Source organism: Rhodococcus tukisamuensis NBRC 100609 (assembly GCF_001894985.1).
Lineage (GTDB): Bacteria > Actinomycetota > Actinomycetes > Mycobacteriales > Mycobacteriaceae > Rhodococcus_G > Rhodococcus_G tukisamuensis.
Genome location: NZ_BCXG01000003.1, coordinates 1 through 21,659, shown reverse-complemented (window position 1 = coordinate 21,659; position 21,659 = coordinate 1). Strand labels below are relative to the sequence as shown.

At 69.7% G+C, this 21,659-nt stretch carries 19 protein-coding genes; 8 read left to right on the top strand and 11 right to left on the bottom strand.

Annotation, left to right across the window (positions count from 1 at the left end; genetic code table 11):
• The first annotated feature begins 64 nt into the window (after nt 1–64).
• Nucleotides 65–694, top strand: a complete 630-nt coding sequence (locus tag RT2_RS04085; RefSeq protein ID WP_245709217.1) for a TetR/AcrR family transcriptional regulator — start codon at nt 65–67, stop codon at nt 692–694.
• Here the strand turns inward: RT2_RS04085 and RT2_RS24965 are convergent, their stop codons facing one another.
• Nucleotides 695–3,118 carry a glycoside hydrolase family 5 protein gene (locus RT2_RS24965; protein ID WP_139191155.1) on the bottom strand — a complete coding sequence of 808 codons (2,424 nt, stop codon included), beginning with the start codon at nt 3,116–3,118 and terminating at the stop codon, nt 695–697.
• A gap of 119 nt (nt 3,119–3,237) precedes the next feature.
• A complete protein-coding gene (locus RT2_RS04075) occupies nt 3,238–4,104 on the bottom strand; it encodes a hypothetical protein (RefSeq protein WP_072843262.1) in 867 nt (288 codons plus the stop codon).
• A 206-nt stretch (nt 4,105–4,310) separates the two neighbouring features.
• On the opposite strand from RT2_RS04075, the gene RT2_RS04070 reads away from it, so the two are divergent.
• Nucleotides 4,311–5,774, top strand: coding sequence for a flavin-containing monooxygenase (locus RT2_RS04070; RefSeq protein ID WP_255312498.1), 1,464 nt, complete (start codon nt 4,311–4,313; stop codon nt 5,772–5,774).
• 40 nt (nt 5,775–5,814) lie between these two features.
• Here the strand turns inward: RT2_RS04070 and RT2_RS04065 are convergent, their stop codons facing one another.
• A complete protein-coding gene (locus RT2_RS04065; RefSeq protein ID WP_072843260.1) occupies nt 5,815–6,711 on the bottom strand; it encodes a mycobacterial-type methylenetetrahydrofolate reductase in 897 nt (298 codons plus the stop codon).
• Between the two features lie 5 nt (nt 6,712–6,716).
• Entirely contained in the window at nt 6,717–7,487 is a 771-nt protein-coding gene (locus RT2_RS04060; RefSeq protein ID WP_072843259.1) for a class I SAM-dependent methyltransferase, read from the bottom strand.
• A 266-nt stretch (nt 7,488–7,753) separates the two neighbouring features.
• Between RT2_RS04060 and RT2_RS04055 the strand changes: the two genes are divergently transcribed.
• From RT2_RS04055 to RT2_RS04045, 3 genes are all read left to right on the top strand, one after another.
• Nucleotides 7,754–8,158, top strand: coding sequence for a DUF4259 domain-containing protein (locus RT2_RS04055; protein ID WP_072843258.1), 405 nt, complete (start codon nt 7,754–7,756; stop codon nt 8,156–8,158).
• A gap of 96 nt (nt 8,159–8,254) precedes the next feature.
• Nucleotides 8,255–9,187 (top strand): hypothetical protein, encoded by a 933-nt coding sequence (locus tag RT2_RS04050; RefSeq protein WP_072843257.1) that lies wholly within the window; start codon nt 8,255–8,257, stop codon nt 9,185–9,187.
• Between the two features lie 169 nt (nt 9,188–9,356).
• Nucleotides 9,357–11,678 (top strand): FHA domain-containing protein, encoded by a 2,322-nt coding sequence (locus RT2_RS04045; protein ID WP_072843503.1) that lies wholly within the window; start codon nt 9,357–9,359, stop codon nt 11,676–11,678.
• On the opposite strand, the gene RT2_RS04040 is transcribed toward RT2_RS04045, so the two are convergent.
• On the bottom strand, nt 11,635–12,936 hold the full coding sequence (locus tag RT2_RS04040) for a DUF4303 domain-containing protein (protein WP_217635587.1): 1,302 nt from the start codon (nt 12,934–12,936) through the stop codon (nt 11,635–11,637). The genes RT2_RS04045 and RT2_RS04040 overlap by 44 nt on opposite strands.
• A gap of 48 nt (nt 12,937–12,984) precedes the next feature.
• Between RT2_RS04040 and RT2_RS04035 the strand changes: the two genes are divergently transcribed.
• Nucleotides 12,985–13,719, top strand: coding sequence for an SMI1/KNR4 family protein (locus RT2_RS04035; protein ID WP_072843255.1), 735 nt, complete (start codon nt 12,985–12,987; stop codon nt 13,717–13,719).
• Nucleotides 13,720–13,858: 139 nt separating this feature from the next.
• Here the strand turns inward: RT2_RS04035 and RT2_RS04030 are convergent, their stop codons facing one another.
• Nucleotides 13,859–14,896: a beta-ketoacyl-ACP synthase III gene (locus RT2_RS04030; protein WP_072843502.1), complete on the bottom strand. Its 1,038-nt coding sequence runs from the start codon at nt 14,894–14,896 to the stop codon at nt 13,859–13,861.
• 88 nt (nt 14,897–14,984) lie between these two features.
• On the opposite strand from RT2_RS04030, the gene RT2_RS04025 reads away from it, so the two are divergent.
• Nucleotides 14,985–15,569 (top strand): TetR/AcrR family transcriptional regulator, encoded by a 585-nt coding sequence (locus tag RT2_RS04025; RefSeq protein ID WP_072843254.1) that lies wholly within the window; start codon nt 14,985–14,987, stop codon nt 15,567–15,569.
• 75 nt (nt 15,570–15,644) lie between these two features.
• On the opposite strand, the gene RT2_RS04020 is transcribed toward RT2_RS04025, so the two are convergent.
• Together RT2_RS04020 and RT2_RS04015 are read right to left on the bottom strand one after the other, a co-directional pair.
• A complete protein-coding gene (locus RT2_RS04020; protein ID WP_072843501.1) occupies nt 15,645–16,190 on the bottom strand; it encodes a hypothetical protein in 546 nt (181 codons plus the stop codon).
• A gap of 153 nt (nt 16,191–16,343) precedes the next feature.
• Nucleotides 16,344–17,267 (bottom strand): LysR family transcriptional regulator, encoded by a 924-nt coding sequence (locus tag RT2_RS04015; RefSeq protein WP_092775951.1) that lies wholly within the window; start codon nt 17,265–17,267, stop codon nt 16,344–16,346.
• Between the two features lie 93 nt (nt 17,268–17,360).
• Here RT2_RS04015 and mqo point away from each other — a divergent pair, with 93 nt between their 5' ends.
• Entirely contained in the window at nt 17,361–18,857 is a 1,497-nt protein-coding gene (mqo, locus tag RT2_RS04010) for a malate dehydrogenase (quinone) (protein ID WP_072843499.1), read from the top strand.
• Nucleotides 18,858–18,894: 37 nt separating this feature from the next.
• On the opposite strand, the gene RT2_RS04005 is transcribed toward mqo, so the two are convergent.
• The 3 genes from RT2_RS04005 to RT2_RS03995 form a co-directional block, all read right to left on the bottom strand.
• Nucleotides 18,895–19,974 carry a metallophosphoesterase gene (locus tag RT2_RS04005; RefSeq protein ID WP_072843253.1) on the bottom strand — a complete coding sequence of 360 codons (1,080 nt, stop codon included), beginning with the start codon at nt 19,972–19,974 and terminating at the stop codon, nt 18,895–18,897.
• Nucleotides 19,975–20,133: 159 nt separating this feature from the next.
• The gene (locus RT2_RS04000; RefSeq protein ID WP_072843252.1) at nt 20,134–20,487 is read right to left on the bottom strand and encodes a VOC family protein; all 354 of its coding nucleotides are present in this window, start codon (nt 20,485–20,487) and stop codon (nt 20,134–20,136) included.
• 98 nt (nt 20,488–20,585) lie between these two features.
• Nucleotides 20,586–21,647 (bottom strand): ABC-2 membrane transporter-related protein, encoded by a 1,062-nt coding sequence (locus RT2_RS03995; RefSeq protein WP_072843251.1) that lies wholly within the window; start codon nt 21,645–21,647, stop codon nt 20,586–20,588.
• Between the last annotated feature and the right edge of the window lie 12 nt (nt 21,648–21,659).

Sequence of the window (21,659 nt, the reverse complement as noted above, 5' to 3'; positions counted from 1 at the left end):
TCTATTGCGGAGCGCTCCGCAACGTATTGGTTTCGCCGAAAGACGTCCGGTACTGTCCGCGGTTGTGGATGAACGCAGAGATCGCCGGACCGGCACCGCCGGAGTGGGACGACCTCGCGATCCGCAGGTCGACGAGGCCATCCTCGCCGCCACCAGGGAATTGCTGGTCGAATGCGGCTACCAGAAGACCACCATCACCGCGATCGCCCGCCGGGCGAAGCTGGGCACCGCCGCGATCTATCGGCGCTGGGCGACCCGGGAGTCGCTCATCGAGGACGCGATCTTCGGTATGCAGGACGTCGCCCTGCCCGAGGTCACCGACGACCTGCACGCGGACCTGCTCACGTGGACCCGGATGTTCCTGGTGCGGATCGCGGAACCCGCCACCCGCGCGGCGATCCCGGGGCTGCTGTCCGCCTATCGTTCCGACGAGGGTGTCTACGAGCGCCTGGTCACACGATCCGAGCACCCCGCCCGCGCCGCGCTGACCGCGCGGGTGGCCGCGGCCTTCCCGGAACGTTCCGGCGACGCCAACGCCGCGGTCTCCGAGGCCGTATTCGACCTGTTGATGGCGGCCACCACAATGCGAGGCCTCACCAGCGGGCTCGCAGACGCCGACGCCTTCTGCGCCCGTACCGCCGACTCGTTGGCCCTGCTGGTCACCGTGGACCGCGCCGAGATCGGCGCCCGCTAGTCAGCTTCCCGTCGCGCCGGTCCGCAACTCGTAATCCCCGGTGGCGCAACCGGTGAGCAGCATTCCGCCGCCGGCCGGGGCGATCTCGACGCCCTCGATCCCGACCGTGTCGACGGCCGAGGCGCCGCCGCCGAGCTCGCCGGGGAACCAGACCTCGAGTCGGCAACTACCTTCACCGGCGCGGCCGGTCAGCTCCAGTCGGTCGCCGTCGGCCGCGAGGTGGGTGATCCGCCCGGGCGCGAATCGCGGGTAGGCGCGGGTGAGCTGGTCGAGCAGGGCGGTGTTCCGCGGGGCGTCGGCCCCGGTGCTGCACAGGACGGGCATCAGCCCGTCGCCCAGTTCCTGGATGCCGTTCTGCGGGTCCCCGCAGGCCTGCCGCCACACCCAGTAGGCGCCGCCCTGGGCGTGCGCGTCCTGCGCCGTCGCGAAGCGGGTGGCCTTCTCGACGAGATCGTCGCCCCAGAAGCCGTACTCGCCGCTCCAGTACGGGACGCCGTACATGCGGGCCACCCGGTCGGCGAGGGTGAAGCCCCGTTCGATGCTGACGATCGTCGGCAGGCCCAGCGAGGCGTCCACGGTGATCGACTCCGCGTACAGGTGCGGGGAGAAGACGATGTTGCGGTCGTCGGTGAAGCCGGGCGGAGGGCCGCTGTCGAACCCGAGGCCGGACCACAGGATGCTCGGCTCGAAGTAGACGATCTGCTCGGCGCCGGCCTCCCGGATGGCATCGATGGTCCGGTCGTAGAAGCGGCCGAGCAGCAGCGACGAGGTGAGCGGCGCGGTCTCGCCGAAGTTCGGCTCGTTCAGCAGGTCGTACCCCGCGACGGCCGGCTCGTCCTTGAACTCGCCCGCGAGCATCGCCCAGGCCTGCACCAGCCGGTCCTGCACGCCGTCGGTGTCGTAGTAGAAGTTGTTGAACGCGCGGCCGCCCGCCGGGGAGATGTCGCGGCCGGTGAACTGGCAGCGCGGTGCGCCGTCGGTGATCGTGGCCCAATCGGGGGCGCCGTCGTAGCCCCACATCGGCGAGGCGCCAGGCCGGCAGCTGACGTCGTCGGGCGACGGCGCGTTCGACCAGCCGTCCTGGTGCATGTCGAGCACGGTGTAGAGGCCGTGCGCCTTGGCCTGCGCGACGGCGCCCCGGATCCGGTCGACGTACGCCTCGTCGTAACGGCCGCGGTCCGGCTCGAGGGCCGACCAGGACAGGCCGAGCCGCACCACGTTGAACCCGTCCGCGGCGATGCCCGCGAAGTCCTGCTCGGTCAGCGGCAAGGTCGGCGGGACCTCCGGGCGGGGCGCGTAGAAGTCGACGAGCTGGTTGACGTTGACGCCGCGCAGAAGGACCTCGCGGTCCGCGGTGTCGGTGATCGTGTCACCCGAGACACGCAGGGGGAGAAGGGTGCCGGTCTCGGCGGCGGCGATCGCGTCGGCCGTGGCGGGCGGCGCGGGCTCGGCGTCCGCAGTGGCCAGGAGCGGCACCGCGACCACGATCGCGGCGAGCACGACCGCGCCGACGGGCACCAATTGGCGGCGGGCCGGATCGGGCGCCGACTGCTCGGCGTCGTGCTGCGCCGAACGACGCCGGGCCCACACGGCCGCGAGCCCGACGATCCAGCCGGTGCAGGCGCCGTAGGAGACGCCGTCCGCGAGCCGGATGTAGGTGGCCATCAGCGGCCAGAGGTCACCGGCGAAGCTGTCGTCGGAGAGCAGTCCGACGAGCGTCGCGGCCAGGGCGAGCAGCGCGCCGGCCCACATCGCCGCGAACCACCCGGCGAGGAAGGTCGCGGCAGGCCCGCCCGTCACCCGGCGACCGAGCACTCGCTGGCAGCCGATCGCCCCGAGGGCGAGCACGACGACGCCGCCGATCGTGGCGAACGCCCCGTTGAGGGTGTTGGGTGCGGGCATCCACCGGTCGTACGGGGCGCCGGCCCACCACTGTCCCGCCAGGACGGGGGCGAGGTCGCCGAAGGCCAAGGCCCCGACCCAGACCGATGGCGCCTGCGGGAGCGGGTCGGGGACCTGGCGCCGTCGGCCGGCCACCGCGACGACGCCCGCGACGATCAATGCGGCCGGAATCGCCTTGGCGAGGGCGAAACCGCTGCCCCACGCCGCGGCCGCGAGGTTTCCCGCCGCCACCAGTGACATCGCGAACTTGGCCAGCAGCACCGCGAGCACGACACCCGAGGCGGTGGCCGCGAACAGCCAGCGGGAGCCGGCGATCGTCCGCACCGTCCACCACGTGAGTCCGAGCAGCACCGGCAGGTAGACGACGAAGGGCGCGATCTGCCAGGGCGCCCGGATCGGCCAGAGGTGAGCCCCCGTCCAGCCGAGCAGACTCAGCAGGCCGCTCGGATCCGCGGCGGCCTGCGCGATCACCAGCACGCTCATTGCGAGTGTTGCGAGCCAGGCGGGGCGATTTGCAGGCACCGGTACTTCCCTTCGGTTGGGGACGATGCGCCAGCCTAGGTGTTGCCGGGCCCGCCGACCGGCCGGAGCTGGACGGTGGTCCAAGTTGTGGGACGGTCCGCGATCGGGTCCGGTCGTGATCAGTCGGCCGGGAGCAGGCGCCGGAGCGTGCGGACGGTCCGGGTCGGCCGCACCGGCTCCCACACGTCCCGGTCCTCGAAAGGCCAGGCGTAGACAGGATTTCCGTCACGCACCAGCCCGAGTACTCCGGGTTCGCGCAATTCTTCCGCAGACCACTCGTACAGACGCTGCAATCGGGGTTGGATGATCCCGTAGTCCAGCATCCGGCCCAGGGGGTTCTCGTCGGCGATGTACTCGTGAACGTCGCGCTCCAGCGGATACCTGTCCGGCACGATGCGAGCGAGGGAGAGGAAGACTCCGGTCACGGCGACGGTGGGATCGCCCAGTGCCGGACCGATTCCGCTCAATCGCCGCAGGGCCAGCCGGGGCGCGGACACCAGTGCATGCGCATAGAGCATCCGCAGCAACATCACATTGAGGAAGAAGCGCTCGGCCGCGTTCTCCTGCTCGGCGAGGCCACGGTTTTCCAGGTAGGCGGCAACGATGCTCGCGTTGTGTGCCCGGTACCAGGTCCGGCCACGAGGATCCGCGACAAAGGACATCCACAGGCGTATCACCGGGGACGACGGCGCGCCCCCAAGTCCGGCGCTCCGGGCAACCGCCTCGCAGCCGTCCCGCAGCAAGCGCTCGTTGACGGCGCGCCACCACGGGCTGCCCGCCGGAGTCGTGTGCAGCGACGCGAGCACACCCCGCGCCAGTTCCCAGCGCATGAACGCGAGAGCAGCACGGCGGAAGGGCAAGTGGTCGGGCGCCCGCCCGTGCGGGCCGTGATAGGTCCGTGCGAGCAGTTCGAGACGCTTCGCGGGTCGTTCTCGTACGGCATCCACCTGCTCGAGAGCCAGATCGGCAGCCGAGAGTTCCGTCATCTTTGAATGATGGTCGCACTTCCGGTGACTGTGCAAGCAGCATGAGCGGGGACCTCTCCCTCGCCGTCGCCGATCCATGCATTGCCGAATCCGGTAACTTCTCGGCCGGGGAGCACCGGTGGTAGCGCTCACGCGGCTGCGCCCATGGCGTCATACCTGGAACGAGGACGAACGGGGGCAGGGAATTGGGATCACACAGACCGTCCGTGACGATCATCGGCAGTGGATTCGGCGGCCTGGGCATGGCGATCGCCCTGCGGAAGGCCGGCATCGAGGACATCACCGTCTTCGAGAAGGCCGACGACCTCGGCGGCTGCTGGCGGGAGAACACCTATCCGGGTGCGGCCTGCGATGTCCCGTCGCACCTGTACTCGTACTCCTTCGAGCCCAAGTCGGACTGGTCCCGCCGGTTTGCCCCGCAACGCGAGATCCTGGACTACCTGCGGCACTGCGCGACCAAGTATGACGTGTTGCGGCACATCCGGTTTCGCTCCGAGGTTGCCGGCGCGCGCTTCGACGCCGAGGACAACCGTTGGGACGTGAGACTGGCCGACGGCACCGTCCATCGCACCGATGTCCTGGTGTCGGCCTGCGGGCAGCTCAGCCGCCCGGCGTGGCCGCGGATTCCCGGCATCGAGTCATTCGAGGGCGAGATCTTCCACTCGGCCAACTGGAATCACGAGTACGACCTCGACGACAAGGACGTGGCGGTGATCGGCACCGGCGCCTCGGCGATCCAGTTCGTGCCGCAGATCGCGCCGCGGGTGCACCAACTCCGGCTCTTCCAGCGTGGGGCGGCGCACGTGCTGCCCAAGGCGGACTACCCCTATCCTGCGGCCGTGCTGGCGGCATTCGCGAGGGTTCCTGCCCTGCAACGGCTCTCGCGCTGGTTCACCTACTGGACGTTCGAGGCGCGGGCCATCGCGTTCACCCGCGTCCCGCGGCTGATGGCCGCGGTCGATCTTCGGTTCCGGCGTCACCTGCGCCGCGGAGTCGGGGACGCCGACGTGCGCGCCCGGCTCACACCGACCGACCCGATCGGTTGCAAACGGATCCTGCTGTCCAGCGATTTCTACGACGCGGTGACCCGACTGAATGTCGAGGTCGTCACCGACGCCATCGCGACCATCATGCCCGACGGCCTGGTCACCGGGGACGGTACGCGGCACCGGGTGGACGCGATCATCCTCGGGACCGGTTTCGCCGCAACGGACTTCCTGGCCCCGATGGACATCACCGGACTCGACGGTCGCGGACTGCACGAGCAGTGGGCCGAGGGAGCCGAGGCGCATCTGGGCATCACGGTGTCCGGCTTCCCGAACCTCTTCCTGCTCTACGGACCGAACACGAACCTCGGGCACAGTTCCATCGTGTTCATGCTCGAGTCGCAGATCCGCTACGTGATGCAGGCAGTCGGCCGACTGTCGGGCGGTGAGGTGCGGCGGCTCGACGTCCGTGCCGAGACCCAGCGCGAGTCGAATGCGGTGGTGCAGCGGCGCATCAGTGCCACGGTGTGGGATCGCGGCTGCACCAGCTGGTACACGACGGACTCGGGCCGAAACACCAACAACTGGCCGGGATTCACGTTTGCCTACCGGTTGGCCACCCGCCGACTTCGGGACGCCGACTTCGAGCCGCAGCCGCCCGCGCGGCGCTCGGCCGTGCGGTGAACGCCGTGCCCGGCCGCACACCGCGCCACCGGGTGTCTCGTCACCGACCCGCCGCCCCGCGCGGTGACCAGTAGTCGAGCATCACGGCGAAGGTCTCGCACGCGGCCCCGGAGATTCCGTAGGGCGCCTCGAGATGCACGCTCAGCGGAAATTCGAGATCGCGCATGTCGTCGACGACACGGCGGTACAGATCCAGCAGGTCGCGTCGACGCTGCTTCGGGGAGCCGGTCGCGGTGCTTGCGACAAACTCCTGCTCCCGACGGACCGACTCGTTCCCAGGATCGCGGATGAGCCAGTCGATCAGTCGCACCTGGTGTTCCATCTCGGGGACGAACCCGAACGACAGCAGGATCTCGGGGCGGTGCTCGGAACGGGTCGCGAACTCACGCAGGAATCCCACGACCCGTTCGGAGTACAGCAACTGGGTCAGGGCGAAGGTCGCCCCGCTGGCGCACTTGACCGCGAACCTGTCGTGTTCGCCTCGCCGCGTGGGGATCAGCACCACGCCGCGGTGCGGGATCAGATCGCGGCAGCGAACGAGGGCCTCGTCGGGGGTCACGCCGGGAGCGTCGGCGGCGGGCAGCCCGTGCGGCTTGCCGACGAAGGTGATGCCGTCCATGCCGGCGTCACGCAACCGCCGGACGCGTCCGGCCAGGTGCGGCCCGTCCTGGAACACGGTCACCTGGGTGCACAGGCCGGCGACGGCGCCGAGCGACGGTCGCGCCGCCTCCCAGAAGTCCAGCACGTCCATCCGCGGCGTCAGCGCCACGGGACGATCCGAGTCCTCGGAGATGATCCCCGGGATCATCACGTGTCCGACGCGGTCGGCCAGCCCGTGGCGGACGCCGAGTTCTGCCGCCGCGTGAGCCTCCTCGACGGCCCGGCCCACGCCTGCCCGCAGCTCGGACGGCACCAACTCCAGTGCCACCGTGTTCATCGCGGTCAAGAACGTTCGGCCGTGGCCAGCCAGGCCGGGGCGAGGAGGCGGTCGTCGGAGTCGAAGCCGAGTCCGGAGGCGACGGCCGCCAGCGACGACGTGGGCTGTTGCGCCAGGTCGGCTCGGGTGAACGCGGTGGTGTAGGTGGCGGCCTCGAGCCGTCGGACCACCCAGCCCGCGTCGGCGAGCGTGCCACGAAGGTTGTCCTCGCTGATCCGGAAGGGTCCGGGGAACTCGTCGGGGACCCGGTCGGAGAAACACAGCACGTGCAGCCGGGCGTGCGGGCGGGCGGCACGGTGCAGGGCCGCGACGTAGCCGTGGCGCTGGCCCTCGGGGAAGCAGTGGTAGAGCGCGCTGTCGACGACGGTCGTGAAGCGGTCGGTGTAGTCGGTCATGGTGGTGGCGTCGGCGACGTCGAAGGCGACGGCCTCCCCGAGCCCGCGCTGCCGGGCGCGTTCGCGTGCGATGGCGATGGCCGCGGGTGCGGCGTCGAGTCCGCACACCTGGTATCCGCGGCCGGCGAGGAAGATTGCGTTCTCGCCGGGCCCGCAGCCGATGTCGAGGACTTCGCTGGCGATCTGGCCGTCGGCCTCCAGATCGCGGACCACCGGCTGGGCTTCGCCGATGTCCCACGGCACGCGGTCGAACTGGAACTCGGTGTACCGCGCGGTGTCGGACGGCGGCGCGGCGCGCCTGAAGGTCTCGAAGTCGCCGCGGTACAGCGCATCGAATGCGGCAGGGCTGGGTTGTTCGGGGAGGGGGACTTCGGCGCTCACGGTGTGCTCCGCGGGCTGTGTCTTGTTTGCTCCATCGCATCGCCCATCGTCGGATTCGCGCAGAAGCTTTGGCTGGTCGAGTAGCCGATCGCGTCCGAGTCTAGGCCCGACCAAACGCAAAGTGAACCTTCTCGTACCTCGGGGGGACGAGACCGTTGAAGCAGTACGACCCGGGCTGAGCGCCGCCCGCCTGTGCGGACCGTCGGTGGTCGATCGTAGAGTCGGCGCGACGGGCTGAGCGGCCCGCGGATCGGGAGGTGCGGGGAATGGGGACCTGGGGTTACGGACCGTTCGAAAACGACGGGGCGGGCGACCTGCTCGCGGCGCTCAGGGCCGGCGACCCCGACATCGACGACTACCTAGCGCACGTCAGCGAGGAGTACCTCGAGGCGGACGACGCGCAGGCAGCGGTCGCGCTCGCGGAGGTCGTCGCGGTGGCCCACGGACTCCGGCCTGCGCCCCCGCAGCTCGACGGCTTCGACGCCGCCGCGTACACCGAATCCCTGACCCCGGCGCAGCGCGCGCGGATCCTCACGACGCTCGAGCGCGCAATTGCCGACAGCGACACCTCGGAGCTCCACGAGCTGTGGGCCGAGAACGGGCCGGAGGATCTCGAGGCATGGAGGGCGCCGATCCTGAACAGGTTGGAAAGCCTCAGGGCGTTGAGCTGAGCTCGGCCGGGCCGAGTGGCGAACCCGTCGACTTCGCCGCTACGACAACCACCGTCGGGGGCAGGCGCCGGGTTCGAGTGTTTGTAGGCTGCGCCCATGTCGAACGGATTCCTGACGCCTGTGGGCGCCGAGTTGATGATGCCGGAGCGGAGCACGGTCACCTCGCATCCGGCCGGCTGGCTCGTATCGTCGCCCGAAGGGTTGGAGGTGTTCGATTCGACTTTCGGTCGGTCGCTGCTTTCGGCGGCATTCGAAGGATGCGGTGCTTCGACGGTGTCCGACGCACTCGACTACGCGGCGGTCAGCCTTCGGGACCGGGCGCAGCTGCGCAGGCCCGACGGATCGATCGTGTGGGAGCACGTCCACGACGGTTGGCCGGAGTGGGGAACCGGTTCCGCGTATTGGGATTCGGTCAGCGAGACGCTCGCGTTCACCGAGCCGGGTCACGATAGTGATCGCTGGTGTCTTGTCCGTGCCGGAGAGATGGTGGCATCCGTTGAACTCACCGAGCTGACCGCGGGAGGTTCATTCGTCTACCGCACCCCCAGAGGGCATCTCGGGCTCTCTGTCGGCGCAGGGCAGGACGGCTGTGCGGTCTACTGGATCGACCCGATGCGACTCGGCAACGATCTCGATCCGATCGTGTACGACGAAGAGGTCGTTCTCGACGTCGGCCGGTTCGATTCGATCGTGACGCTGACGCACGAGTCGGATGTCATGCGCGTGCGGTCGACCGTGGACTCGGATTCGTTCGTGTCGATACGTTCTGGGGACATCGATTCCGGCATCGAAGAGTTCGTGCCCTTCCACTGGGCGGTTGGTTCCGAGGATCGACTCGTCGTGTGCGTCGGCGACGACGAGAATCAGATGTTCGTTTCCGGCGCAGCGGATCTGGGATCCTGGAGGCAGCTCGATCCGCCGGCCGGTCTGGGTTCGGACGCTCGTCTCGTCGGTGGCATCGACGGATTGTGCGCGAGCTGTGACTGGCCTTCGGGAACGGTGCGCCTGTGGCAAGGTCCGGTGGTGTGAGCCTGCGCCCGCGAACGTCACCGGGCCGAGGCCACGGCATCGCGGACGAGGGCGTCCGGGTCCGTCGCCAGTCGGTGTAGTTCGGTGCGGTACCGCTCGCGGCAGCCCGGTGCGACCATGGAGGAGTCCGACGCTCTACACCCGACGACGCTGATCGGAGGCCGTGGCGATGGACGACCGGGCGAACAATGAGCACGCGCGGGTCGTGGTCGAGACCGAACACGGCCGGGCAAGCTACAGCGCGGGCAAAGCCGTACGCATCGGCCGGGATCCGCAACTGGAGATCACGATTGCCGATCCGGTGGTGTCGCGCGAGCATGCACGGCTCAGGTGGGACGAGGGATGGCAGCTCGTCGACTCCGGCAGCAAGAACGGGATCTATGTCGACGGCGAGCGCCGAGAAAAGGTCCCCGTCACGAGCCACGTCCTCGTCCGCCTGGGTGACGCGGTCGAGGGGCCCGTCGTGCGGATCTCGATCGAAGATCCCGACGCGACGCGACAGGACGTGGGCGGTCGATGGGACGAGTCCACGATCGAGGTAGGGGCCTCGAGCGCCCCGCCCCCGACACCGCACGAGGCGGTCCCGGTGGGATCCCTCACGGTGGGGCGGTCGCCCGACAGCGACATCGTCGTCCGAGACGTGCTGGCCTCACGCCATCACGCCATCGTCCACAACGTGCCGTCCGGCCTCGAGATCGACGACCTGGGGAGCGTCAACGGAACGTTCGTCGGCGGCGCCCGGGTGTCGCGCGCTCAGCTGACCGACGGCGACGTCGTCACGATCGGCAACACCGATTTCAGCGTGCAGGAAGGCCGACTCGTTCCACGGCGGGCGACGACCCCGACCGCGGGCGGTCTGCGTGTGGACGGCGTCGGACTCACCATCGAAGGCGGGCGGCGGCTGCTCGAGGACGTCACTTTCGCTGCCCAACCGGGGAGTCTCACCGCAGTGATCGGCCCCTCCGGAGCGGGAAAGACCACCGTCGCCAAGATCATCTCCGGTTCGGAAAGACCAACGGAAGGCGTGGTCGAGTTCGAGGGCCGCAGCGTGCACGTCGACTACCAGGTGCTGCGTTCTCGCATCGGGATGGTCCCCCAGGACGACGTCGTGCACCGGCAGCTGACCATCTCGCAGGCGCTCGGTTATGCCGCCGAACTGAGGCTGCCGCCGGACACGAGCCGGGCCGACCGCGAGGAGGTGATCGCGACGGTGCTCGACGAGCTGCAGCTGACCGAACACGCCGCCACCAGGGTCGACCGCCTGTCCGGCGGACAGCGCAAACGTGCATCCGTCGCGCTGGAGTTGCTGACGGGTCCATCGCTACTCATCCTCGACGAACCGACCTCGGGTCTCGACCCCGCGCTCGACCGGCAGATCATGGCGACCTTGCGCCGCCTCGCCGATTCGGGCCGCATCGTCGTCATCGTCACGCATTCGTTGTCGTACCTCGAGATGTGCGATCAGGTGCTGCTCCTGGCACCGGGTGGCAAGACCGCCTACGTCGGCCCGCCGGACCGGGTGGGGGCCGCGCTCGGCAGCACCGACTGGGCCGACATCTTCGCCCGCGTCGCATCCGACCCCGACGGGGTGTTCGCCGAGTACCGCGCCACCCGCCCGGTGGTGGAGGCGCCACCCCCGACCCCGCCCGGGCCGCTCGGCTCTCCCGCGCACACCTCGGGGCGCAAACAGTTGAGCACCGTCGCCCGCCGCCAGGTTCGGCTGATCCGCGCCGACCGGGGCTACCTGATCTTCCTGTCGCTGCTGCCCTTCGTGCTCGGCGGCTTGGCCCTGCTCGTGCCGGGCGACACCGGGTTCGGGCCGTCTGGTGCCGACGTATCCGGCGAACTCACCCAGATCCTGGTGGTGCTGATTCTCGGCGCCGCCTTCATGGGCTGCTCACTGACCATCCGCGACCTGGTCGGAGAGCGCATGGTCTATCAGCGCGAACGTGCCGCCGGGCTGCTGCCGTCCGCCTACCTGACGGCGAAGATCGTCGTGTTCTGCGCCGCCGCGATCGTGCAGTCGGTGATCATGGTGCTGATCGTCTTCGTGGGCAAGGGTTTCCCTGGTCACGGCAGCATGATCCCGTCCGGCTCCGTCGAACTGATCGTGGACATCGCCGTCACCACCTGCTCCTGCGTGCTGGTCGGATTGGCGTTGTCGTCGGTGGCGCGCTCGAACGAGCAGGTACTGCCGATGCTGGTGGTCACGATCATGGCGCAGCTGGTGATGTGCGGAGGGTTGATCACGATCACCGGACGCGCCGTACTCGAACAGTTCGCGTGGCTCTTCCCGTCCCGCTGGGGGTTCTCGGCCGCGGCCTCGACGGTGGACCTGGTCACGAATGCCACCGGCACCGAGCCGGACACGCTGTGGCAGCACACCGCATCGTGGTGGCTGCTCAGCATCGCCATGCTGGTGCTCATCAGTTGCGTGCTCGCAGTCTTCACCTACAGCCGGCTCCGCCTGCGCCGTCCGCGCCGGGGCTGACCGCCTCCGTTGTGGGGGTACCGAGTTCGCCGACCACGGCGATGGCATCGCGGACGAGGGTGTTCGGGTCCGTCGCCAGCCGGTGCAGTTCGGCGTGGTACCCCTCGCGCTGGTTCGGGGTCAGTGGCGTGTCCGAGAGCACGAACACGGCGTGTCGCCGGATCGCCGCCCACGGCGAGGCGAGCCCCGCGAACGCCGCCTCGACCTCGTCCGTGTCGATGGTGCAGTACCCGCTGCCGGGAGCCAATCGGTCACACACCGCGTCGTGCAGCGCGGGATGCTCGGTCAGCGCAGCCTCCAAGGGGCCGTAGTCCAACGGCTGGTGGACGCCGACATCTCGGAAGGACGTGTACGGGGCGGTGAGCCCGCGGACGGCGACCTCCCGGGGCAGCCGATCGAGCCGGGCCGTCACCAGATCCATCCGGCCAAGACGGGAGAGCGCCGCCGCTGCCCAGGCTCGATCGGGTTCCCCCAGTCGACGGTTGCCCACGATCGCATCCAGTGCTGCGACCACTTCCGTTGTGGGGATGCCGAGTTCACCGAGCAGCTTCGCCCACAACCACTTCTCGCGGGCCACCGGAAGATGTTCCAGTATCGCGGACACCGCGTCGGTTCCCAGCTCACGGAGCCAGGCGCGTGCGCGTTCGGTACCGGGAGGCGCGTGGACGGGGGAGTCGGCGATCGCGATCAACTCGATCACCCTCTGCGCGGGCGGCAGCGCGGCGAGCCGGTCGAGCGCCCGCTTCTCCTCGTCGAGTTCGGGGAAGTGCCTGCGCACCTGGGTCCTGGTCAGGCTCAGCGGAATCAGTTCCCACGCCTCGTCCATGGCCACCGCGACGAACTCCCGGCCGACGATCTTCTCGTCGATCAGTGTGCGGCGCGCCGCCTTACAGGCCTTGGCGACAGTGCGCTCGAATCGGTGGTGGACGGCATGCCAGCGCTCGCCGTCATCGGCCGTCGCGGCTGCCTCGATGCGCTCGGCCAAGCGGTCCTCCGCGTCGCCCGGGTCGAGCTGCCACGGCCAGTCCGCCGGGCTCCATCGCAACGCGTCGGCATCGTGGCGGTCGGTCGCGGCCGACGCGAGGGACTCCTCGCTGACGACCCCGATCATCGGCCAGGCGATCATGCCGCCGGCCTCGGCATAGAACTCGTGCACGGCGGCGCCGTAGATCCGATCGCCGGGGTGCTCCACCCGCATCCGGCGCACGAACGCGACGATCTGATCCCGCACGGCCGCTTCCACTCTCGCCCAGTCCACCCGTCCGAGCGTAGGAGAGGGCACCGACGCCCCGGATAGGCTGCCCCGGTGAGACCGGATCTCGAACAGCTGCGCTCCCTGCTCGACGCGTCGCCCGGGTTGACGAAACGCCCGGCCGGGCCGGCGTCGCGGGACCGGATCGAGAATGCGCAGACCCGCCTCGGTCCGCTGCCCCCGTCCTACCGGTGGTGGCTCGGCGAGTACGGAGCCGGGTGGCTCGGCGGTGCCCCCATTGCGACGGTGGCGCCCGAGGAGTCCGACGAGGCGATCACCGCCGGGTGGCGGTCGGCGGGGCCCCGGCTGTGCTTCCACACGGAGGAGGACGGCGACGAGCACCACTTCGCGCTCGATCGGCGCGGCGCCGACGGCGAGTGGCCCGTGGTGCGCCGCGACCGGTTCGACGGCGCCGAGTACCCCGTCGCGGAGACCTTCGCGGGGTTCCTCGCGGTGCGGGACGCCCTCGCCCGCGGGCTCCGGGACGGCCCGAACCCGACGATCGCCGCGCTGTGGCGCTCGACGCCCGGCGTCCTGCGCGATGACGGGGTGCTCCTGTACGGACCGCACCAGATCCAGGAGCGCAACGAGACGTTCGAGGTGCGACGGTACGCACCCGACTGGATGCTGGTCGGCGACGACAGCGGTGGACGCGGCCTCTTCATGCGGCACCACGGGCGGGATCGGCGCAGCGTCCGCCTGCTCGACCTCGGTGCGATCGGCGGGGACCTCGCCGGCGACGGCGAACTGCTCACCGACAACCTGATCGACTGGTTGGGCACCGGATGAAACGGGACGTCCGGACGGGCTGCCGCCGGGCTCGAGCCCCGATCCGTGCCATCGCCGATCCGGCCGACGGGTAGCGCCGGCCGGATCGCGGGTCGTGCTCTCCGCGCGATGACAGTGGGGGCCCGTCAGGCCCGGTGGTTCACGCGATCACGGGGAGCTGGACGACCTGTCCGGCGTAGGCCAGTCCGGCGCCGAAGCCGAGCAGCAACGCGGTGTCGCCGGGCTTGGCGCCGCCGGACCGGATGAGCTGCTCCATGGCCATCGGGATCGACGCCGCGCTGGTGTTGCCGGTTTCGACGATGTCGCGGGCGACCGCGACGTCGTCGGGCAGTCCCAGCGTCCGGATCAGTGCGTCGGTGATGCGGCTGTTGGCCTGGTGCGGCACGAAGGCATCCAGGTCGTCCACCGTGACGCCGGACTTCTCCAGGGCGTCGCGGCACGCCTTCTCCAGGAAGGTCACCGCCCACCGGAACACCGCCTGGCCGTTCATCCGGATGTAGGGCCGCTCCGGGGCGTCGCCGCCCGCCTCGACGGCCTCGACCTCGGCGAAGTACTGCTTGAAGTCTTTGTCCTGCTTGATCGCGGTGGTCTGGCTGCCGTCCGAGCCCCACGCGACCGGGCCGATGCCCTCGGTGTCGGAGGGACCGACCACGACCGCGCCGGCGCCGTCGGCGAAGATGAACGCGCAGGTCCGGTCGCTCGGGTCGAGGAGGTCGGACAGCCGCTCCACACCGATGACCAGCACGTGGCGGGCCTGCCCGGCGCGCACGAGGCTTGCGGCGTTGCCGAGTGCGTAGCAGAAGCCCGCGCAACCGGCGGAGATGTCGTAGGCCGCGGTGTCGTGCATGCCGAGCTCGGTGGCGACAATCGCCCCGGCGGACGGTCCCAGCACCATCTGTGACGAGGTGGCGAGCACGACGGCGTCGATCTGCTCGGCCGCGAGGCCCGCGGCGGCGAGCGCGTCGTTGGCGGCCGCGACGCTCATCGAGACGATGGACTCGTCGGCGTCCGCCCAGCGGCGGGCCTTGATGCCGGACCGGGTCTGGATCCACTCGTCGGTGGAGTCGATGCGGTCGACGATCTCGGCGTTGGGGACGACGCGGCGGGGCCGGTACACCCCGAGGCCCAGCAGGGCCGCATGGGTGACGGGGTTGGCGGTGGCAATACGGGCGGGCACGGCGATCCTCTCCACGTGAACCGATCGGTTCATACTGTTGAGATCTAACATGAACCAATCGGTTCACACAAGGTCGGAAGGGGCCTGCATGACCACGGCACGACCGCGAGCTCGACTCCTGTCGAGCACCATCACCATGGTGCAGGAGCTCGGGGTGAACGCGGCTGGCCTGAGCGAGCTGCTCAAACGCAGCAATGCGTCACGCAATTCGCTGTATCAGCACTTCCCGTCCGGCAAGGGTCAGCTCGTGGAGACCGCGACCCGGATCGTGTCAAGGGTGGTTCATTCACACCTGAGTGTGATGGCGGAGAAGCTGGCGAGCGCGCCGTCGGTGGAGCAGTGGCTCGACGAGCTGTTCGCCTTCTGGGTCGAACCGCTCGAGTCCAGCGAGTACCGGCTGGGCTCGTTCATGATGGCGGCCGCACTGGACGAGCTGGACCCGGCGGTGCAGTCCGCCGCCGGGCAGGCGTTCACCGACTGGACCGCCCGGCTCGCCGACGGCATGGTCGCGGCCGGCATCGAGCCCGCGGCCGCGCGCTCGATGGCGGGGCTGCTGTTGTCGGTGATCGAGGGTGCCATCGTGCAGGCCCGTGCGCTCGAGTCGAGCCAGCCGTTCGACGATGCAAAGGCCCAGCTCGGGGTCCTGCTGGGCCGGCACCTCACGCCCCGCTGAGCGCCCGGCCGTCGCGGCGCGATCCGGGCCGCCGGCGGTGAACACGCGCGGCCGGCGGCCCGGACTGTGGGCCGATCAGGGTCGTCCGGGCACCACGGAGATCGTTCCCTTGCAGACGGCGTTCTGCGGGTTGACGAACCACCAGCCCCCGCCGGTCTGGACGGTGACGGTGAAGTCGACCTCGCCGGTTCCGGTCCAGGTCCGGTTGATCGGGATCCCGGGCTTCTGCTGCAGGGCCGGCTCATCGCTGACGCTGCGGCCGGACTGACCTGTCGTCTTGTTGGTCCAGTCGACCAGCACCCGCGTGCCGTACCAGTTCACGCCGAAGCTCGGCAGGAGGCCGGGAGGCGGCGCGGGCAGTTCGTTTCCGCCGCTGAGCAGGATGGCCGGCTCCAGTGCGGCTCCGCCGGGACGCAGCGACTCCCCGGACGCGGCGTTGATGTTCCAGGTGAACGACGGTGCCCAGAAGAGGGGATTCGCGCTCGTGCACGTCATGTTCGTCGACGTCGGCGGCGCGGGCGCCGCGCTGGCGACGGCGCCCCCTCCGGCCACCATCGCGGTCCCCAGCGCAATGGTGGCGAGTGCCGTGGCGCCCATTCGGCGCAGCGGTCGATTACTCATGATCACTCCCCTTTTGATCCGATTTCCGCGCGAACGGAGGCGTCCGCCGCGTACCCCGTCCATCGAGTCGACGCACGGAGTTGTTACAAATCGCGCGAACCGGACCCTACGCGCACAACCGAATTCGGGAGTGCCGCCACGCGCGACTGATCGTCAGGTGGCGGGCCCCGCGGTGTTTGCGATGAATTCGCTTGCTCGGCTGACGATGTGGCCGCGCAGCCGCGCCACGGCCGCGGTCGCCAGGTGATTGCCCGTGGCGAGTCCGATGGCCCGGTCGCTCACCCCGGATAGCGGGACGCTCACGAGATCGGGGTGCGGGGTTTCCGCGGTCGGCAGCACGGCGATGCCGAGGCCGTGCCCGACGAGGGCCCGGATCGTTTCCAGGTCGCTGATCTCGAACGTCACGTGCGGGGTGAATCCTGCTTCGGTGCAAGACGAGTCGAGTATCTGGCGAAGGTGGTACGACGGCGGACTGGCGATGAAGTGCTCCGGTGCGAGTTCCGCGAGGTCCACCTGTGTGCGTCCGGCCAGCGGGTGGGTGCGGGCGACGTGGAGCAGGATGCGCTGGTGTCCCAGGACGGTCACGGGAAGGTCGTCGGGCGGCGGGATCATCACCGCGAGATCGAGGCGGCCGTCGCGCACCATCCCGGCGAGCGCTTCGCCATGCGCCTGCACGAGGTGCAGTCGGATCTTCGGCGCATCCTGGTGGAACTCGGCGAGCAGCGAGGGGACGCTCACCGGTCCGAGGGTGTGGGGAAACCCGAAACGCACGAGTCCGCTGTCGGGGTCGGCGTTGCTGCGCACCGCGCTCACGGCGTCGTCGAGTGCCCACACCATGTCTCGGGTGCGCTCGTGGAGTTCGCGGCCCGCGGTGGTGAGGGAGACCCCGCGGCCGACCTGCTGGAACAGGGGCACGCCGACCGTCTGTTCCAACGCCCTGAGGCGCCGGCTCAGCGACGACTGTGGCACGCCGAGCAGGCCCGCCGCGCGGGTGATGTGGCCCTCGCGGGCGGCGGCGTCGAAGGCCGCGAGCAGCGGCACCGTGGCCGCGGCCTCATCCGACAGGAACCGATCCATATTCGGATCATAAGACCTTGATTTGATCATTGGACGGATGAGTTGTGGGGGAGCACCCTGAGGTCCACCGTCGGCGACAAGGAGTTCGATCCCATGGACCACAGTGAATCGGTAAGCGCGGGAACAGGTGTCGACCGCGACGTGGTCGACGTCGTCCTGGTCGGCGGGGGCATAATGTCCGCGACGCTGGGAGCACTGCTCGCCAGGCTGCAGCCCGACTGGTCGATCGTCATGCTCGAGCGCCTCGACGAACTCGCGGGCGAGAGTTCGGGTCCGTGGAGCAACGCCGGCACCGGCCACGCCGGGTTGTGCGAGCTCAACTACATGCCCGACCCCGGCGACTCGGCGAAGGCCGAGGACATCGGCCGTCAGTTCCACCTTTCGCGCCAGTTCTGGGCCTCGCTCGTCGAGGGCGGTGACCTGCCGGCGCCCGCATCGTTCATCAGCCCGACGCCGCACATGGACGTCGTCTTCGGCGACCGCGACGTCGACTACCTGCGCCGCCGGTTCGCCACCCTGCGGCGCTCGCCGCTGTTCTCGGCGATGGAGTACACCGAGGATCCCGAGACGATCCGCCGATGGGCACCGTTGCTCATGGACGGCCGCGCCGGCACCGAGTCGATGGCCGCGACCCGGTACGCCGGCGGAACCGACGTCGACTTCGGCGCGCTGACCCACGCCCTGACCGCCGCGATGACGGCCCGCGGGGCGCAGGTCCGCCTGCGACACGAGGTCACCGGGCTCTCCCGGGGAGCCGACGGTCTGTGGACCGTGACGGGCCGCGACCGCGGCTGCGGTGACCGCTTCGGGATCAGGTCCCGGTTCGTTTTCGTCGGCGCGGGCGGGTACGCCCTCAAGCTCCTGCAGAAGGCCAGGGTCCCGGAGGTCCGCGGCTACGCGGTCTTCCCCCTCGGCGCGCAGTTCCTGCGCACCGGCAACCCCGACGTCGTCGCGCGGCACGACGCGAAGGTCTACAGCCAGGCTTCCGTCGGTGCCCCGCCGATGTCGGTGCCCCACCTCGACAGGCGCGTCGTGGAGGGCAACCCCGCGCTGATGTTCGGCCCCTACGCCACGTTCAGCACCCGCCTTCTGCGGCGTGGCCGCCTCGTCGACCTGTTCACCACCGTCCGGCTGCACAACATCGCGCCGCTACTCGCCGTCGGCGTGCAGAACCTGCCGCTCGTGCGCTACCTGATCGGTGAGTTGCTGGCGTCGCGGAAACGGAAGTTCGCACAGCTGAGGCGTTTCTACCCCGGCGCCGACCCGGCGGACTGGGAGCTGGTCCAGGCCGGTCAACGCGCTCAGTTGATCAAACCGCACCCCCGCAAGATCGGCGTCCTGACCTTCGGGACCGAGCTGGTCACCGGCGCCGACGGGACCATCGCCGGACTGCTCGGTGCGTCACCCGGTGCCTCGATCGCCCCGTCCGTGATGCTCGATCTGCTGGCCGGCTGCTTCCCGGCCCGCCACCAGGGCTGGGCGCCGACACTCCTGGCGCTCATGCCGGGCGTCGGGGGCGGGGCCGACACCGACCCCGACGCCGTCGACCTGGACGTCGACCGCACCGGACGGGTCCTCGGCGTGGCGTGACGAGCGCCGAGGATCACGTCGGCGTCGCCGGTTCCGGTCAGGCCAGTCGGCGCTCGAACGCCACCGTCGCCTTCGCGGTGGGGATGTCGACGGTGTACACGCGGATGGTGACGGCATCCCGGTCGAGGTCCATCACCATGAATCCGACGTCGGTGTGGTTCTGGAAGAGGTTGTTGCGACCGACCTCGGCACCGGCCTTGCCGTGGCTGTTCTTGCCCGCAGCCCCGGACACGATCTGCCGGGTGCCCTTGGAGGCCGTCGTCGGCTCGAGGATCTGCAGCGAATGATCGTGCCCGGACAGGATGAACTGGCATCGGCCGACGACGTGGTCCTCGTAGAACCGCTTCGCGTGGACGCCGTTCATCGGCTCGAGCGGGATCCCGTCGTACTTGCCGGCGTCGCCGTGGGACCCGTTGCTGAGGTACGGGTGGTGGGTGACCGCGATCTTCCACTTCGCCGTCGACGACGCCAGCGCCGCGTCCAGCCAGGCGCGCTGCTCGTTCATGAACTGCCCGTCGGGAGCCCAGTACGGGGCGAGCAACGGCGGGAGGTAGGCGGCGAGCGGGTTGAGGTCGAGGACGAAGAACTCGACTACCGGATTCTGCTCGGGCACGCGCACCGAGTAGAACCGGCTGGGCATCCACCACTTGCGGGAACGCTGGTGGTAGTCGACCTCGTCGTCGCCGCGCAGCAGCCAACCGCCGTCGCCGGGGAAGATCGCGCTGTTGTCGTGGTTGCCGAGGGCCATCACCCACGGGAAGTCGAGCCCGTGGTTCGGGTCCTCGAACTTCGTCTTGAACTGGACGTCGTCGTCGCCGTTGGGGCCGAGTTCGTAGATGTTGTCGCCGAGACCGAGCGCCATCGACAGGGGAGCGCGGCCGTGCAGGTCGCGGATCGCGTCGGTCACCGCCCACTGCGCGGGGGTGCCGGTCCCCGCGTCGCCGGTGAGGAGGACCCGCAGCGAGGAATCGGTCGGGAACGGGAACTTGTCCGGTCCGGCGGTGGCCCCGGTCGCTCCGGCGAGTGCCGGCGTCATCGCGGCGAGGGGGACGACGGCACCTGCGGCCGCCGCACCGGCCAGGAATCGGCGTCGGTCGATTCCGTGGAACTCCGTCATCGTGTCCTCGTTCGTCTCGAAATGGGCGGGCGTTGACAAGAGCAAACCCGAAGATGGACGTCCGTTCAACTGTGCGGGGCCGAAAGTCGCCAGCTGTTCACACACATTTCAGGCGGAATCCGCGCGCGAGCGATCCGGGAACCTCGCCCGGCGCGGGGTTCAGTCCTTGTGGCTGACGATGTTGAGGACGTTGCCGTCCGGTGCCCGGACGAAGAACCGCCGCACGCCCCACGGCTCCGTGGTCAGCGGGTGCACGATCTCGTAGCCGAGTTCCTGTGCTTCCCGGTACGCACCGTCGACGTCGTCGGTGTGGACCGAGACGACCGAGTCCTCCGGCGCACTGGCGTCGCGAGTCACGAGTTGGACGTGCGCCCCCGTCTCGGGCGAGGTGTAGCGGGCGACCCATCCCATGTTGAACTCCTCGGTGCTCAGCCCGAGGTAGTCGGTGTAGAAGGACCTCGCCGCGTCGACGTCGGCCACGCGAAGATTGGTCGTGATGCGGGTGGTGCGCATGCGGTTCTCCTGCCTGCAACTGGTGCGGACGATGATCGTCCGAATCCGGTGGTGTGTCGACTCGGCGCAGTGCCGCCGAGACGGCCCTACGGTGCGCGTCAGGGGCGAAGTCTGCGCAGGGCCCACAACGACGGAACGAACAGGACGACCGAGAGTGCCAGTGCCAGAGCGGCTTCGGTCAGCTGGAAACGCTGAAGCAGGGTGTCGGGGTGGAACCTGATCTCGAAGCGGTCCGCACCCTGTGCGCGGAGGCAGTCGGCGTGCTCGCGTTGCTCCACCACCACTAGGGCATCCCGGCGGATCTCGTACTGGGCGAACGTCTCCTCGGGTCGTTGGTCCCAGCCTGCGCTGGAGCCGACTGTTGCGCACCGGGAGTAGTCGATCGCCACGGCCCTGCCCTCGGCGTCGACGTAGCCCGTGTCCAGCAGCCAGGACGTCAGGTTGGCGGTGTCTTGCGGGTAGGCGAGGAACTGGTTCGACAGATCGAGGGGCCGCACCTCGACGGTGGCCGTCGCGTAGTGCGGGCGTGCAGCCACGTGGAACCCGATGAGTACCGCCGACATCGCGACCAGCGTCACCACCATCGCGCCGATTGTGTTGCGCAGCACCAGTGCAGCGCAACTGCCCAGGATCAGTGCGAGAAATGTGTAGGCGCCGGCGACGAGGCCGGTCGACTGGAACACCGGGAAGGTCAGCGGCGAGTACCCGCCGTAGCCGCCGCCGGCGAGGTTCGGCGCAATTCCCGCCGACCGCGTCCACTCGAGCACGGAACCGAGAACCGTCACGGCGGCGGTGACCGGGACGAACACGACCAACACCCGGGTCCAGTACCAACGGGCGCGGCTCACGGACTGGGACAGTCCCAGCACATGCGTGCCCCGTTCGATGTCCCGTGAGAACACCGTGACGCCGACCAGCAGTCCCAGCAGGACCGGCAGGAACACGGTGATCAGGCTGATCGCCGTCAGTGTCGACTCCGCCCAGCACCCCTTCGAACCTCCGCCCGGCACGCCGCATCCGAAGAAGGTGCCGTACGGCGTCGGACCGTCGAAACGCCGGTCGACCAGCCCGCAGAGCGCCGCCACGACAGTGAGCAGCAGGACGGACCCGACCGCGGCGAGGATCGTCGTTCGATGGTGCCGCCAGGTAACCCAGATCATGCTGCCTCTTCG

Excerpts from the sequence above, each read along its gene's own strand:
- RT2_RS04075 (WP_072843262.1), bottom strand. The coding sequence starts at position 4,104 with ATGACGGAACTCTCGGCTGCCGATCTGGCTCTCGAGCAGGTGGATGCC.
- RT2_RS04065 (WP_072843260.1), bottom strand. The coding sequence starts at position 6,711 with ATGAACACGGTGGCACTGGAGTTGGTGCCGTCCGAGCTGCGGGCAGGC.
- RT2_RS04055 (WP_072843258.1), top strand. The coding sequence starts at position 7,754 with ATGGGGACCTGGGGTTACGGACCGTTCGAAAACGACGGGGCGGGCGAC.
- RT2_RS04050 (WP_072843257.1), top strand. The coding sequence starts at position 8,255 with ATGTCGAACGGATTCCTGACGCCTGTGGGCGCCGAGTTGATGATGCCG.
- RT2_RS04045 (WP_072843503.1), top strand. The coding sequence starts at position 9,357 with ATGGACGACCGGGCGAACAATGAGCACGCGCGGGTCGTGGTCGAGACC.
- RT2_RS04025 (WP_072843254.1), top strand. The coding sequence starts at position 14,985 with ATGACCACGGCACGACCGCGAGCTCGACTCCTGTCGAGCACCATCACC.
- RT2_RS04020 (WP_072843501.1), bottom strand. The coding sequence starts at position 16,190 with ATGAGTAATCGACCGCTGCGCCGAATGGGCGCCACGGCACTCGCCACC.
- RT2_RS04015 (WP_092775951.1), bottom strand. The coding sequence starts at position 17,267 with ATGGATCGGTTCCTGTCGGATGAGGCCGCGGCCACGGTGCCGCTGCTC.
- mqo (WP_072843499.1), top strand. The coding sequence starts at position 17,361 with ATGGACCACAGTGAATCGGTAAGCGCGGGAACAGGTGTCGACCGCGAC.
- RT2_RS04005 (WP_072843253.1), bottom strand. The coding sequence starts at position 19,974 with ATGACGGAGTTCCACGGAATCGACCGACGCCGATTCCTGGCCGGTGCG.
- RT2_RS04000 (WP_072843252.1), bottom strand. The coding sequence starts at position 20,487 with ATGCGCACCACCCGCATCACGACCAATCTTCGCGTGGCCGACGTCGAC.
- RT2_RS03995 (WP_072843251.1), bottom strand. The coding sequence starts at position 21,647 with ATGATCTGGGTTACCTGGCGGCACCATCGAACGACGATCCTCGCCGCG.